General features: G+C 68.2%; 12 protein-coding genes. 6 read left to right on the top strand and 6 right to left on the bottom strand.

The annotated features are described in order from the left end of the window. Positions 1 to 77 precede the first annotated feature (77 nt). Positions 78 to 1,277 (bottom strand): glycogen synthase, encoded by a 1,200-nt coding sequence (gene glgA, locus AC1DBL_RS12290; protein ID WP_349627356.1) that lies wholly within the window; start codon positions 1,275 to 1,277, stop codon positions 78 to 80. A 102-nt stretch (positions 1,278 to 1,379) separates the two neighbouring features. On the opposite strand from glgA, the gene glgC reads away from it, so the two are divergent. The 3 genes from glgC to AC1DBL_RS12275 all read left to right on the top strand — a co-directional run bounded on the left by glgC (position 1,380) and on the right by AC1DBL_RS12275 (position 4,982). Beyond that, complete coding sequence (gene glgC / locus AC1DBL_RS12285; protein ID WP_476892556.1) at positions 1,380 to 2,798, top strand: glucose-1-phosphate adenylyltransferase; 1,419 nt, start codon at positions 1,380 to 1,382, stop codon at positions 2,796 to 2,798. A gap of 99 nt (positions 2,799 to 2,897) precedes the next feature. After that, on the top strand, positions 2,898 to 4,391 hold the full coding sequence (locus AC1DBL_RS12280) for an SDR family NAD(P)-dependent oxidoreductase (protein ID WP_476926210.1): 1,494 nt from the start codon (positions 2,898 to 2,900) through the stop codon (positions 4,389 to 4,391). 123 nt (positions 4,392 to 4,514) lie between these two features. Next, positions 4,515 to 4,982, top strand: a complete 468-nt coding sequence (locus AC1DBL_RS12275; protein WP_476926209.1) for a pyridoxamine 5'-phosphate oxidase family protein — start codon at positions 4,515 to 4,517, stop codon at positions 4,980 to 4,982. Between the two features lie 45 nt (positions 4,983 to 5,027). On the opposite strand, the gene AC1DBL_RS12270 is transcribed toward AC1DBL_RS12275, so the two are convergent. Further along, a complete protein-coding gene (locus AC1DBL_RS12270; protein ID WP_441418725.1) occupies positions 5,028 to 5,471 on the bottom strand; it encodes a universal stress protein in 444 nt (147 codons plus the stop codon). A gap of 363 nt (positions 5,472 to 5,834) precedes the next feature. Here AC1DBL_RS12270 and AC1DBL_RS12265 point away from each other — a divergent pair, with 363 nt between their 5' ends. After that, complete coding sequence (locus AC1DBL_RS12265; RefSeq protein ID WP_476926208.1) at positions 5,835 to 6,569, top strand: response regulator; 735 nt, start codon at positions 5,835 to 5,837, stop codon at positions 6,567 to 6,569. A 46-nt stretch (positions 6,570 to 6,615) separates the two neighbouring features. Here AC1DBL_RS12265 and AC1DBL_RS12260 read toward each other — a convergent pair whose 3' ends face one another. Beyond that, the gene (locus AC1DBL_RS12260; RefSeq protein WP_441418723.1) at positions 6,616 to 8,313 is read right to left on the bottom strand and encodes a GAF domain-containing sensor histidine kinase; all 1,698 of its coding nucleotides are present in this window, start codon (positions 8,311 to 8,313) and stop codon (positions 6,616 to 6,618) included. 160 nt (positions 8,314 to 8,473) lie between these two features. On the opposite strand from AC1DBL_RS12260, the gene AC1DBL_RS12255 reads away from it, so the two are divergent. Continuing rightward, on the top strand, positions 8,474 to 8,959 hold the full coding sequence (locus AC1DBL_RS12255) for a pyridoxamine 5'-phosphate oxidase family protein (RefSeq protein ID WP_441418722.1): 486 nt from the start codon (positions 8,474 to 8,476) through the stop codon (positions 8,957 to 8,959). A gap of 30 nt (positions 8,960 to 8,989) precedes the next feature. Here AC1DBL_RS12255 and AC1DBL_RS12250 read toward each other — a convergent pair whose 3' ends face one another. From AC1DBL_RS12250 to AC1DBL_RS12240, 3 genes are read right to left on the bottom strand one after another with little or no spacing between them, the layout of a single operon-like run. After that, complete coding sequence (locus AC1DBL_RS12250; RefSeq protein ID WP_441418721.1) at positions 8,990 to 9,841, bottom strand: transglutaminase family protein; 852 nt, start codon at positions 9,839 to 9,841, stop codon at positions 8,990 to 8,992. Next, positions 9,838 to 10,764: an alpha-E domain-containing protein gene (locus AC1DBL_RS12245; protein ID WP_175323354.1), complete on the bottom strand. Its 927-nt coding sequence runs from the start codon at positions 10,762 to 10,764 to the stop codon at positions 9,838 to 9,840. Before AC1DBL_RS12245 ends, AC1DBL_RS12250 begins: the two co-directional genes overlap by 4 nt. Further along, complete coding sequence (locus tag AC1DBL_RS12240) at positions 10,757 to 12,352, bottom strand: circularly permuted type 2 ATP-grasp protein (RefSeq protein WP_476926207.1); 1,596 nt, start codon at positions 12,350 to 12,352, stop codon at positions 10,757 to 10,759. Before AC1DBL_RS12240 ends, AC1DBL_RS12245 begins: the two co-directional genes overlap by 8 nt. A 153-nt stretch (positions 12,353 to 12,505) precedes the next feature. On the opposite strand from AC1DBL_RS12240, the gene AC1DBL_RS12235 reads away from it, so the two are divergent. Then, a complete protein-coding gene (locus AC1DBL_RS12235) occupies positions 12,506 to 13,531 on the top strand; it encodes a YeiH family protein (protein ID WP_476892678.1) in 1,026 nt (341 codons plus the stop codon). Positions 13,532 to 13,563 lie beyond the last annotated feature (32 nt).

The following is a 13,563-nucleotide window of genomic DNA, read 5'->3' as shown; positions in this document are numbered from 1 at the left end:
AGCAGAGCTTAAAACAGCACGGCACGACGACGGCGCCGCCCCCTTATCCGGGGCGGCGCCGTCGTCGTGCTGCGTCGCTACTGCGGAAGAACCGAGCGGTAGACCTCAAGGGTGGTTTCGGTGATGGATTCCCAGGAGAAGTGCTCCTCGGCCCGGCGGCGGCCGGCCTGGCCCATCGCGCGGGCGCGCGCCGGGTCGGAGACCACCTCGGTCAGGGCCGCGGCAAACTCCGTAACGAACTTCTCCGGATCGAGCGGAGTGCCGGTGCCGTCGGTGACCTGCTCAAGCTGCACCAAGAGGCCCGTCTCGCCGTGCTGCACAACTTCCGGGATGCCGCCCGTGGCGCTGGCCACCACCGCGGCGCCGCAGGCCATCGCCTCCAGGTTCACGATCCCGAGCGGTTCGTAGATGGACGGGCAGGCGAACGCGGTGGCGTGGCTGAGGACCTGGATCAGCTCGCGGCGCGGAAGCATCCGCTCCACGAGGATCACGCCGCTGCGCTGGCCCTGCAGTTCCTCGATCAGGCGGGCAGTCTCCGCGGCGAGTTCCGGCGTGTCCGCGGCGCCGAGGCACAGCACCAGCTGGACGTCGGCGGGAAGCTTCGCGGCGGCCCGGAGCAGGTACGGGACGCCCTTCTGGCGGGTGTTGCGCCCCACGAAGACGACGCTCGGCCGCTCCGGGTCGATGCCCAGGGCGCGGACCACGTCCTCGTCTTCGTCGCGGTTCCAGAGGCTGACGTCGATGCCGTTGTGGACCACGCGGACCTTCGCCGGGTCCACCTCCGGGTAGCTGCGCAGGATGTCCTGGCGCATCCCTTCGGACACGGCGATGATCGCCGCGGCGGACTCGTAGGCGGTCTTCTCCACCCAGGATGACAGGGCATAGCCGCCGCCGAGCTGTTCGGCTTTCCAGGGCCGCAGCGGCTCCAGGCTGTGGGCGCTGAGCACGTGCGGGATGCCGTGCAGCAGCGAGGCGATGTGCCCGGCCATGTTGGCGTACCAGGTGTGCGAATGCACGAGGTCCGCGCCGGCGATGTCCGGGACGATCCTCAGGTCCACGCCGAGGGTCTGCACCGCGGCGTTGGCGCCGGCCAGGTCCTCCGGCACGGCATAGGACGTTACGGTGGCCCCGTGGTAGTCCGGAGTGCGCGGGGCACCGAAGGCCCGCACCTGCAGATCCACCCTCTGGGCCAGCACACGGCTGAGTTCGGCCACGTGGACGCCGGCGCCCCCATAGATTTCGGGCGGGAATTCCTTGGTCACAATGTCTATTCGCACAAACCCCAAGGTAGTCCTTCCGGCTGATCTGTTCTAGTGTGAAGAGGTCCGGGCACACCGGACGGTTTTTGGGGAGCAACGAAGGCGTTCAGGAGCGATCACATGCCGCAGCAAAAGAAAGTCTTGGCCATTGTCCTCGCAGGTGGCGAGGGAAATAGGCTGATGCCGTTGACGGCCGACCGGGCCAAGCCGGCCGTTCCCTTCGCCGGAAGTTACCGGCTCATTGATTTCGCCCTTTCCAACCTGGTGAATTCCCGGTATTTGCAGATTGTCGTCCTGACGCAATACAAATCCCACAGCCTTGACCGGCATATTTCCGAAACGTGGCGCATGTCCACCCAGCTCGGCAACTACATCGCCTCCGTACCCGCCCAGCAGCGCGTCGGCAAGAGCTGGTTCCTGGGCAGCGCCAACGCCATCTACCAGTCCCTCAACCTGATCCACGACGCCAACCCCGACATCGTCGTCGTGGTCGGCGCGGACCACGTGTACCGCATGGATTTCGCGCAGATGGTCGAGCAGCACGTCGCCAGCGGCGCGAAGGCGACGGTGGCGGCCGTACGGCAGCCGCTGCACATGGCCGACCAGTTCGGCGTGATCGAGGTTGACCAGCAGAACCCGGAGAAGATCGCGGCCTTCGTGGAGAAGCCGTCCTCCACGCCCGGGCTCGCCGCGGACCCCACGCAGTTCCTGGCATCCATGGGCAACTACGTTTTCAACGCCGACGCCCTCGTCGAGGCGCTGCACGTCGACGCCGAGCGGCTCGACACCAAGCACGACATGGGCGGGGACATCATTCCCTACTTCGTCGACCAGGGCGAGGCCGGGGTGTATGACTTCACCCTCAATGACATCCCCGGCTCCACCGAGCGTGACCGCACCTACTGGCGCGACGTCGGCACCATCGATTCGTTCTACGACGCCCACATGGACCTGATCTCCCCCGTGCCGGTGTTCAACTTGTACAACTCGGAATGGCCGATTTACACGCGCCAGAGCATCTCGCCGCCGGCCAAGTTCGTCCGCGGCGAGGGCGGCACCGTGGGCACGGCGTTGGACTCGATCGTGGCCAGCGGCGTCGTTATCTCCGGCGGCATCGTGGAAGGCTCGGTGCTCTCCAACGACGTCTACGTCGGCACGGCCAGCCGGGTCCTTGACTCGGTGCTGATGGACAAGGTCCAGGTCGGGGCGGGCGCAGTGGTCAAGCGTGCCATCGTCGATAAGAACGTCCGGATCCCGGCCGGTGCCGCGATCGGCCTGGATCCCGAACTAGACCGGGCGCGCGGGTTCAAGGTCACCGACTCCGGCATCACGGTCCTGTCCAAGGGCCAGGAAGTTCCCGAGCCCGGCGACGCCGAACGTTCCCTCTCCGCGGCCAACCTGTACCTCGTGCCGGATGCCGTGAAGACCGCCACCGAGAACTGGCCGGCCGGCCGCGAGTCCGTGGAAAAGGTCGGCGAGGTGCACGCCGCCGCCGTCGGCGTCGAGCCTCCCGGGAAGTCCTCCACCAAGGCGTACTAAGCCGCGGGCCTGAGCCGGGCCGCCGGTTGGCGGCCCGGGTTCCGGGCCGGCAATCTGCGGCGTCGGGTCGGGGCCGTTGCAGGCTGTAAAATTAGCCCAATGAGCTCTCCCGATCTGCCCCCCGTGCCGGCCAGCGATTCACCGGCCCCGGCTGAGTTGACCCCCGCGGAAATCGCCGCCTGCCTCAAGGTGCTGAACAGCATCCACGTTTACGACGAGGAACACCCGGACTACGTTTCGATCCGCCGCGCGACCGGGAAGATGTTCAAAGCGGTCAAGCGGCACCGCCGGAGCACGAAGCGGGACCTCATCGCCGAGGCGGACCGTGCCGTCATCGCCCAGACCGCGACCGCCGCACCGGACCGGATCGATGACGAGACCCGCGGCAACAAGCTGGCGACCTCGGCCACCGGCGAGGTTGCGGGCCACCTGATCAGGTCCCGGCCCTGCTACATCTGCAAGCAGCACTACACGCAGGTGGATGCGTTCTACCACCAGCTGTGTCCCGAGTGCGCCCTCTTCAGCCACAGCAAGCGCGATGCCCGGACGGACCTGAGCGGCCGGCGTGCGCTGCTGACCGGAGGACGGGCCAAGATCGGCATGTATATTGCCCTCCGGCTGCTCCGCGACGGCGCCCACACCACCATCACCACGCGCTTCCCGAAGGACGCCGCCCGGCGCTTCGCCGCTATGGAGGACAGCGCCGACTGGCTGCACCGGTTGCGGATCGTCGGCATCGACCTGCGTGATCCCTCGCAGGTGATGGCCCTGACGGACTCCCTCGACGCCGCGGGCCCGCTGGACATCATCATCAACAACGCCGCCCAGACGGTCCGGCGCTCGGGCAACGCATACAAGCCGCTGGTCGACGCCGAGGACGAAGCCCTGCCCGCGGAGCTGCAGGCAGCCAACGGCGGCCCCGAACTGGTCACCTTCGGCCACGCCCACGACAAGCACCCGCTGGCCCTGGCCAGCTCGGTGCTGGACCATCCCGTGCTGGCCGGCGACGCCATCACCTCGCTGGCGCTGTCCACCGGCTCCGCCTCGCTCGAGCGGATCGCCTCCGGCACCGCGATCGACGCCGGCGGCCTGGTTCCGGACCTCGCCAGCGTCAACAGCTGGACCCAGGTGGTGGACGAGGTGGATCCGCTGGAGATGCTTGAAGTGCAGCTCTGCAACGTCACCGCGCCGTTCCTGCTGGTAAGCCGGCTGCGCGGGGCGATGAGGCGCTCCACCGCACGGCGCAAGTACATCGTGAACGTCAGCGCCATGGAGGGCCAGTTCTCACGCGCCTACAAGGGACCCGGGCACCCGCACACCAACATGGCCAAGGCCGCGTTGAACATGATGACGCGGACCAGCGCCAAGGAAATGCTCGACTCCGACGGAATCCTGATGACCGCCGTCGACACAGGCTGGATCACCGACGAGCGGCCGCACTACACGAAGGTCCGGCTGATGGAGGAAGGCTTCCACGCCCCGCTGGACCTCGTCGACGGCGCCGCGCGGGTCTACGACCCGATCGTCATGGGCGAGTCCGGCGAGGACCAGTACGGCGTTTTCCTGAAGGACTACAAGCCCAGCCCCTGGTAGGACCGGGGCCGCCGGGTCCGGTGTGCCGTGGACAAGCGGGCCGTAGTCAAGCGGGCCGTCCGTCCCGGCGCCACGGGCCTTATGGCCCTGATGGGCTGCCCGGCCTGTCCGTAACGTGGAGCTGTGAATACGACGACGCCTCCGCCCAATTTCCAGCTGTCCATCGACCAGTGCTGGGTGCTGCTCGACAGCGAAGTTGTCGGGCGGATTGCCCTGATCGTCGACGGCCACCCGGAGGTCTTTCCGGTGAACTTCGTCCTGCAGCGCCGCTCGATCGTGTTCCGCACGGCCGGTGGCACCAAGCTGTGGGGCGCCATCACGGCCAAACCGGTTGCCTTTGAGATCGACGGCTACGACTCGCACGAGCAGACAGCCTGGAGCGTCGTCGCCCGCGGCGAAGCCGAACTGATCGAAGACCAAGCGGACAAGGACGCGGTGGACGGCTTGCTCCTGGAGCCCTGGCAGCCCGGTGAAAAGAACTACTACGTGCGACTGGCGCCCAAGGCCCTCACCGGACGCCGGTTCAAGGTCAACAACCCGGATGTCTGGCACACCCGGCTGGCAGACCCGCGGCGGGCCTCTTTCGAATAGACCCGGACGGACGCGGCCGCCCCGGGCCCCCCCTGTCAGCCCCGGCTAACGCTTTTCCGGTGTGTGCACCACCAGTACGGGGCAGTGCGCGTGCGCCACGAGGGCGGAGCTCACCGAGCCGAGCAGCAGGCCGCCGAAGCCGCCGTGCCCGCGCCGGCCCAGCACCAGCAGGTCCGCGGCGCGGCTCTCATCGAGGAGCACTTTGCGCGGGTGCCCCTGCACCAGCCGCGTTTCCACATTGGCAGGCGTGGCTTCGCCGAAGGCCTTCACCACGGTCTCCTGCAGGATTTCACCCGCCCGCACGTCGAAATCGTTGATTCCCATGGCGACGTAACCGTCGTAGACCGGCGGAACGTCCCAGCAGGCCAGTGCCACGATGTTGGCCGACAGCGGGACCGCCAGCCGTTGCGCCTGCCGCAGGGCCTCCACCGAAGCGTCCGATCCGTCGACTCCGACCACGATGGTCCGGATGCCCGTAGCCTCGCTCATGACTGGTCCCTTCGTGGTGCCCCCATGGCACGTAGCTCCAAGGATTCCGGCGTCCGGGTCCGCAGGCTAGGGCCGAAAGTCACGGCGGCGGGCCCAGCCGGCCCGGCATCGTGGGCCAAACGGCCCTTGTCCGGGGCAACGCGCCGGCCGCAGACTTTCAGTGCGCGGCGAAGAAATATTCCCGCTTCGCGACCATCGGGGGCGGCTAAAGCCCACAATGGAAGGTACGACTTCACCGCAATTCAGGGATCAGCAAGCAGGGTCCCGCACAAGTTGGACGGGCGCGCTCCGCCACGGACCTGCAACGCGAGCTGGGGAGCTCCGTGGGACCGGTGGCAGCGACAGCGCCCGGACGGGAGAAACATGATTGCCTGGGCAGATGCCGGTCTCACTGCAACCGAGGGCCACCCGGCCGTGATACGCGTGTTCATCCTCGACGACCACGAGCTGGTCCGCCGGGGCCTCCAAGAACTCCTGGAGGGCGAGGGATTCCTGGTCGTCGGCAGTTCGGGATCAGCCGTGGAGGCGACGCGGCGGATTCCAGCGCTGCACCCGGACGTTTGCGTTCTGGATGCCCGGCTGCCCGACGGGACCGGGATCGAGGTCTGCCGCGACGTTCGTTCCGTCGACCCCTCGCTCAACTGCATCATCCTCACAAGCTTCGACGACGAACAGGCCCTTCGCGGCGCCGTCCTCGCCGGAGCCTCAGGCTACGTCCTGAAGGAGATCGGCGGAACCGACCTGATCGGTGCCCTGCGCCGCGCCGCCTCGGGCGAATCCCTCTTCGAGGACGGCGTGGCCGCCGGGATCGTTGAAAGCCTGGTGGAAACCGAAGAAGTTGATCCCCGGACCGCTTCCCTCACGCCGCAGGAACGCAGGGTGCTGGAGTTGGTCGGCGGCGGGCTCACGAACCGCCAGATCGCGGCAGAGATGTTCCTGGCCGAAAAGACCGTCAAGAACTACGTCTCATCCCTGCTGGCCAAACTGGGCTTCGAGCGCCGTACCCAGGCGGCGGTGTTCATCGCCAGCCCGGCCGGCGCGGGAACGCCCCCCAACGGCACCGAGGCCGATGCCGGCCGGCGACACAGCATCCACTGAGGGTGCCTGCCCGACAGGCCCGCCGGGCCGAAGCCGGGCACGCCGGCTAGAGCGGGACGGACCATTCGACGCTGGTTCCGGCGTCCGGCGCCGTCGTGATGGTGCACTGGCCGTCCAGCATCCGCGCCCGATCCTCCAGATTGGCCAGGCCGTTGCGCTCCTGGCTGTCATTGAAGCCGGAACCGTTGTCCGTGATGACCACCGTGACCTGGCCCTTGATGACGGCTACCGACACCGAGATAGCGTCCGCACCGGAATGCCGGATGGCGTTGCTCAGCCCTTCGGAAACCACAGCCACGACGTTGTCCGCCTTGTCCGGCGTGACGGCGTCCACCGGGCCGGTCAGCGTCAGCCGGGGCGTGAAGGGCATGGACTTGGCGGAGCTTCGGGTCACCCGACGGATCCTTCCGCTGAGCAGTTCCGTTTCGCCGCTGCTGCTCTTGAGCGAGTAAATCGTGTCGCGCAGGCTGCGGATCGCTTCGTCCAGTTCGCCGGTGATATTGCGGATCCGCTCGGTTGCGAGTTCGTCCTTGGTGAACCGCGTCAGGCTCTGCACGCTCAGGCCGGCCGCGAAGAGCCGCTGGATCACGAGATCGTGCAGGTCCCGGGCGATCCGGTCCCGGTCCGTAAACACCAGCAGTTCCTCGCGGAGCCGGTGCACGCGGGCGAGTTCGAGGGCGAGTGCCACGTGCGAGCCGAAAACAGCGCCCATCTCGACGTCGGTACGGGCGTAGCGCAGCGACTCCGGGTTGCGGGCCAGCAGCAGGAGGCCGTGGTGGGCGCCCTGCGTGCTGAGGGCCACCGCGAGCAGCGGACCCAGGCCGCCGCCGTCGACCCCGTTAAAAACCCCGCCGGCGTGGTCAAGCATGACCGGCTCGCCGCCGGAGAGCACGTCCTGCAGCTCGGGCGAGTCGAGGCAGAGCGACGTGCCGGAGAAGTCCTTGGCCCGCTCCCCCGCGGCGCCCGCCACGATGAACCCTGGCCCGGACACGGCGGGAGCCACAATCAGCGCCAGCGCCGAATCCGACTCCTGCAGCGCCCGCGCCGCGATCGGGTCGAGGCCGCCCGCGGAGTAGTCCCGGTCGCTGGCGAGCATCAGCCCGGACACATCCATGCACGCTTCCAGCCAGCGGGCACGTCGCCGGGAGTCGTCGTAGAGTTTGGCGTTCTCGATCGCGACGCCCGCTGCAGCGGCCAGCGCCACCGCAAGCGCCTCATCCTCCGCGGTGAAGTCCCCGCCGCCTTCCTTCTCCGTCAGGTAGAGATTGCCGAACACGGTGTCCCGGACCCGGACCGGCACGCCGAGGAAGGACTGCATGGGCGGGTGGTGCTTCGGGAATCCGTAAGCCTCCGGATGTTTGCGCAGGTCCTGCAGCCGTAACGGCCGGGGATCGCTTATCAGTAGGCCCAACACCCCGTGCCCGGTCGGCAAAGGTCCGATCTGCTGGGCGAGCTCGCCGTCGATTCCAACGGTGATGAAGTGGCTCAGGGCGTGGTCATCGCCGATCACGCCCAGGGCGCCGTAGCGGGCGTGCAGGAGGCGGCAGGAGGACTGCACCACGCGTTCCAGGACGGCGTCCAGGCTGAGATCCTCGGCCACGGCGACGACGGCTTCGAGCAGGCCCGCCATGCGCTCCTGGGACTGGAGCAGCTCTCCGGCGCGGGACACGAAGTCCTTGAGCAGGTCCTCGATCCGGGGGTTGCCGGAATTCACAATCTCCGGGCTGTTATTAGGTGAATGCATCTACATTGGCCCCAATCCTCACGACGTACATCCGCGCCGACGACGTGTTGCCAGAATACCCTGATACCTTCCGATCGGACCCTAAAAGCTCGGGGATTATTACGCCGCCGGGCCGTTATGCCCTAGCCCGATTGTCGCCGTCTGACGTAGGCTCGGCGCCATGAGCACCGATCCGAAACCGGCCGCAGGCCAGCCCCATGAAGTCGAAAACCTGGACAACCACGAGTGCTGGCGGCTGCTGCGCAGCGTGACCGTGGGCCGGATGGCCGTGTGGGTGGACGACCATCCGGACATCTTCCCGATCAACTACAAGGTGGACCACGGAACCCTCGTTTTCCGCACCGCGGAGGGCACGAAGCTGCAGGCCGCGACCGGCGACACTCCGGTAGCAGTGGAGGCCGACGGCGTCGATGCGGACAGGGGCATCGCCTGGAGCGTGGTCATCAAGGGCCAGGCCGCCGCGGTGAAGAACACGGAGGAGATCCTGGATACGGTGGGCCTGCTGCTCTTCCCGTGGCAGGCCGGCAAGAAGGACCACTTCGTCCGCATCACTCCGGACTCGATCACCGGCAGGCGTTTCAAGATTGTGCCGCCGCTGACGTGGTGGACGCCGCTGGACGACGCCACCCGCTCGGGCTTCGAATAACCCCACAACCGCGGACGGCTGGAAAGCGGCTTAGGCCAGCCGGGTGATTTCCACCGTCACCGACAGGGCGGACCCTCCGCCGCCGGACAGGATGCCCTTGAGCGGCGGTACGTCGCGGTAGTCGCGGCCGCGCGCCACCGTGACATGGAAGTCCCCGGCAGGTTTGTGGTTTGTCGGGTCCCAGCTGCGCCATTCCCCGTCCCACCATTCCAGCCAGGCATGCGACTGCCCGGCGACCGTCTCGCCGAGATCCGCCGTCGAACGCGGGTGCAGGTAACCGGAGACGTACCGGGCCGGGATTCCGCAGCTGCGCAACGCCCCGATGGCCAGGTGGGCGAGGTCCTGGCAGACGCCCTGGCGCTGGGTCCAGGCCTCCTCAGCGTTCGTGGTGACGCCGGTGGAGCCCTTCATGTAGCTCATCTCGCCGCGCATCCATTCGAACACGGCCATGGCGGCCTCATGCGGGTTGCGCCCCTCGACGACGCCGGGGACGATCGCGAGCACCTCGGCGCCGGGGCCGGTCAGCTGCGACTGCGGGATCCAGTCGCTGAACTGGTTGAGCGTTTCGGGCGAGGACAGCACGTCCCAGCCGACGATGTCCGCCTCGGCCGGGATCCGCTCGACGCGGTGGACCTCCACCGTGGTGGTGGAGAGGACCTCGAGGTGGTCGTGCGGCATCTGCATGTCGAAGGCCGTCACGCGGGTGCCCCAGTAGTCGCGGTAGCTGCTGAGCGCCGCCTGCGACGGCGAGACCTTCATGGAGGACTCCAGCACCACCTGCTGCGGGTCCGTCAGCGGCGTCATCCGGGCCTCGTTGTAGGAGAGCGTGACCCGCTTGTTGTACTTGTACGCGGTCTTGTGCGTGATGCTGAGCCGGGTCATGAAACTTCTCCCACCCAGGCCAGTTCGTCTGCCTGATTGAAGTACTTACGGGAAATGGCGTCCGAGGCCTGCGAGACGGCCTTCTGCACGCGCTCCATGTGCTCCGGCAGCTCTGACATCAGGTCGTCGGTGCGGTGGAACTCAAGGAAGGTCCGGGCCTGGCCCACGATCCGTCGGGCGTCATTGATGAAGCCGACGCGCTGCGCCGAGGGGTCCAGCTTGGCGAGGCAATCGTCGGCGTCGCGCAGGGCGTAAACGATGGACCGCGGGAACAGCCGGTCCAGCAGCAGGAACTCGGCCGCGTGCTGATCGCCGAAGGCGGCCCGGCGGGTCCGCAAAAAGGATTCGTACGCGCCGGCGCAGCGGAGCATGTTGACCCAGGACATCCCGGCCGAGAGCACATCCCGGGTCGAGAGCATCCGCGCGGTCATGTCGGCCCGCTCCAGCGAGCGTCCCAGGACCAGGAACAGCCAGCTTTCGTCGTGGCTGACCGTGGTGTCCGCAAGGCCGCTGACCATCGCGGTGCGTTCCAACACCCAGTTGCAGAAGCGGTAGGTGCCCACCACGTCCTTGCGGTGCTGGTTCAGCCCGTAGTAGGTGGTGTTCAGGCTCTCCCACAGACCGGAGGACACGGTTTCCCGGGCGCGCCGGGCGTTCTCACGCGCGGCCCCCAGGGAACCGGCGATCGAGGTGGCGCTGTGCTTGTCGTAGGCCAAAGCATGCAGCAGCTCGTCCAGGCCGAAGTCCTCGGACTGCGGCCGGGCGCCCATGACGGCGAGGAGTTCCTGCGCGACGCTGCGCTGTTCCTCCATCGGCAGGTGGTTCAGCCGTTCGAGGTGGACGTCCAGGATCCGTGCGGTGCCGTCCGCGCGTTCCACATAGCGGCCGATCCAAAACAGTGACTCGGCAATACGGCTAAGCATTCTCGGCTACCTCCCGCGCGTCGGACATCTGCTGCTGTTGTTGTTCCTTCTGGCTGTCACGCCAGTTGCTCTCCACCGGCCAGACCGAGACCCGCTCGCGGACCGCCATGGCAGGCCGCGGGATGACCTCGACCGGGACCTGCGGGGAGTCCGCCAGCACCCAGGTGTCCTTGGAGCCGCCGCCCTGGCTGGAGTTCACGATCAGGGACCCCTCCTTGAGCGCCACCCGGGTGAGGCCGCCGGGCAGGACCCAGACGTCGTCGCCGTCGTTGACCGCGAAGGGGCGCAGGTCCACGTGCCGCGGGCCGAACTTGTCGCCGCTGAGCGTGGGCACGGTGGAGAGCTGCAGCACCGGCTGCGCGATCCAGCCGCGCGGGTCGGCGATGATGCGCTTGCGCAGGGCCTCGAGCTCGTCCTTGGACGCGTCGGGGCCGATGACCAGGCCCTTGCCGCCAGATCCGTCGACCGGCTTGACCACCAGCTCGTCGAGCCGGTCCAGCACGTGCTCGCGGGCTTCCTTCTCCTCAAGCCGGAAGGTGTCCACGTTGGCGATCACGGGTTCTTCGCTGAGGTAATACCGGATCAGGTCCGGCACGTAGCTGTAGACCAGCTTGTCGTCCGCGACGCCGTTGCCCACCGCGTTGGCGATCGTGACGCCGCCGGCGCGGGCGGCATTGACCAGCCCGGGGCAGCCAAGCATGGAGTCGGAGCGGAACTGCAGCGGGTCCAGGAACTCGTCGTCGATCCGCTTGTAGATCACGTCCACCCGTTGTTCGCCGGCGGTGGTGCGCATGTACACCCGGTTGCCGCGGCAGATCAGGTCCCGGCCCTCGACGAGCTCGACGCCCATCAGGCCGGCCAGCAGGGTGTGCTCGAAGTAGGCGCTGTTGAACACACCGGGGGTCAGGACCACGACGGTGGGATCGTCGACGCCGGACGGCGCGGTCTTGCGCAGCGCGGAGAGCAGCCGGCGCGGGTATTCCTCCACCGGGCGGATGAGCTGCTGGCCGAACGCTTCCGGCAGGCCCTTGGCCATGGCGCGGCGGTTCTCCAGGACGTAGCTGACTCCGGACGGGACGCGCACGTTGTCTTCCAGGACGCGGAACGTTCCGGCCGCGTCGCGGACGACGTCGATGCCGGAAATGTGCACGCGCACGCCGCCTGCCGGTTCGAAACCGTGGACCTGGCGGTGGAAGTGGGCGCTGGTGGTGACGAGCTGCCGCGGGATGACGCCGTCGGCGACGACCGTCATTTTGTCGTAGACGTCGTTGAGGAAGGCTTCGAGGGCCCGGACGCGCTGGGCCACCCCGCGTTCCAGGACAGACCACTCGTCGGCCGGGATTACCCGGGGCACGATGTCCAGCGGGAACGGCCGCTCCTCCCCCGCGAAGTCGAAGGTGACGCCGCGGTCCAGGAAGGTCCGTGCCATCGAGTCGGCGCGGGCGGTGACGTCGGCCAGCGAGAGCTCCTGCAGCGCCCCGGCCACCTGCCCGTAGGAGCGCCGGGCCTGCTGGTCCGGGGTAAACATCTCGTCGTAGGCGCCGCTGCGGCCGGCGGCCTCGGAGTAATCCTGGAAAAGGTCAGACATGCCCACTAGCCAACCACCTTTTCGTTACGAAATCATTTCGGCGCATCCGGTGGGGCGTGTTGCGGCTCACACCTGCGTCCGGCTTTGGAGCGGTTCCGTGTCGCGCTTCGATGTTTGTCCGCAAATTACGGCAAGGTTGGGTGCGTGCCACTTATCCGACCCGCCTTCCTGCAGCGGCGCCCGGCCCGGCTGCAGCCGTTGCTGCCGGGCCTGCTCGCCTGCGCCGCCGCCGTCGTCACAGCCCTCGCCGTCCACCTGGCGCTGCCCGCACTGCCGGCCATGACGGTGGCGGTGGTGCTGGGACTGCTGGCCGCGAACCTGCCCGGTGTGTCCGGCTGGAGCGCCGGCTCCGGCCGGCCCGGGCTGGACTTCGCCGGGAAGCACCTGATGCGCAGCGGCATCGTGGTGCTGGGGCTCAAAGTCAGCGTGGTGGATGTCCTGGGCCTGGGCTGGCCCGCGCTGCTGCTGATCACCGGGGTGGTGCTGGCGGCCTTCGCCGGCACCTACGGCATCGGCCGGCTCTTCCGGCTGCCGCCGCCGGTGTCGCTGCTGATCGCGACAGGGTTCGCCATCTGCGGCGCCTCCGCGATCGGTGCGATGGCCGCGGTGCGCCGCATCCGGCAGGCTGACACCGTGCTCCCAATCGCGCTGGTCACGCTTTGCGGCACGCTAGCCATCGGCGTCCTGCCGCTCCTGATCGGCCCGTTGGGACTGGGCCCGGAAGCTTTCGGGGCATGGGCCGGCGCTTCGGTGCACGACGTCGGACAGGTGGTCGCCACCGCGCAGACCGCCGGGGCTTCGGCTCTCGCCGTCGCCGTGATCGTCAAACTCACCCGGGTACTGCTGCTCGCGCCCATGGTCGCCGCGGCGGGCATCCACCACCGGATTGGATCCGACGACGGCGGGAAGCTCCCGCCGGTCGTCCCGCTGTTCGTGGTGGGGTTCATCGCCATGGCGGCCCTGCGGTCCGCCGGCTGGCTCTCCCCCGCGGCGCTCGGGGCGGCCGCCGTGCTGCAGGACCTGCTGCTGGGCATGGCGCTGTTCGGACTTGGTTCGGCCGTGCGGGTGCGGCACCTGCTGCGCACCGGGACCCGTGCCCTGCTGGCCGCCCTGGCCTCGTGGCTGCTGATCGCCGCGCTGGGCCTGGGCGCCGCCGTCGTCCTCATCCCCGGGCACTGATACCGGGCGCTGTTACCGGGCGCTGACCCCGG

Source organism: Arthrobacter sp. 10T44, from assembly GCF_056393885.1.
The sequence above is the reverse complement of the archived record's forward strand: the minus strand, read 5'-3'. Positions and strand labels throughout refer to the sequence as shown.

Bases quoted from the DNA above. Each gene is read 5' to 3' on its own strand.
- AC1DBL_RS12250 (WP_441418721.1), bottom strand. From the start codon at position 9,841: ATGACCCGGCTCAGCATCACGCACAAGACCGCGTACAAGTACAACAAG.
- AC1DBL_RS12265 (WP_476926208.1), top strand. From the start codon at position 5,835: ATGATTGCCTGGGCAGATGCCGGTCTCACTGCAACCGAGGGCCACCCG.
- AC1DBL_RS12255 (WP_441418722.1), top strand. From the start codon at position 8,474: ATGAGCACCGATCCGAAACCGGCCGCAGGCCAGCCCCATGAAGTCGAA.
- AC1DBL_RS12240 (WP_476926207.1), bottom strand. From the start codon at position 12,352: ATGTCTGACCTTTTCCAGGATTACTCCGAGGCCGCCGGCCGCAGCGGC.
- glgC (WP_476892556.1), top strand. From the start codon at position 1,380: ATGCCGCAGCAAAAGAAAGTCTTGGCCATTGTCCTCGCAGGTGGCGAG.
- AC1DBL_RS12245 (WP_175323354.1), bottom strand. From the start codon at position 10,764: ATGCTTAGCCGTATTGCCGAGTCACTGTTTTGGATCGGCCGCTATGTG.
- AC1DBL_RS12280 (WP_476926210.1), top strand. From the start codon at position 2,898: ATGAGCTCTCCCGATCTGCCCCCCGTGCCGGCCAGCGATTCACCGGCC.
- AC1DBL_RS12270 (WP_441418725.1), bottom strand. From the start codon at position 5,471: ATGAGCGAGGCTACGGGCATCCGGACCATCGTGGTCGGAGTCGACGGA.
- AC1DBL_RS12260 (WP_441418723.1), bottom strand. From the start codon at position 8,313: ATGCATTCACCTAATAACAGCCCGGAGATTGTGAATTCCGGCAACCCC.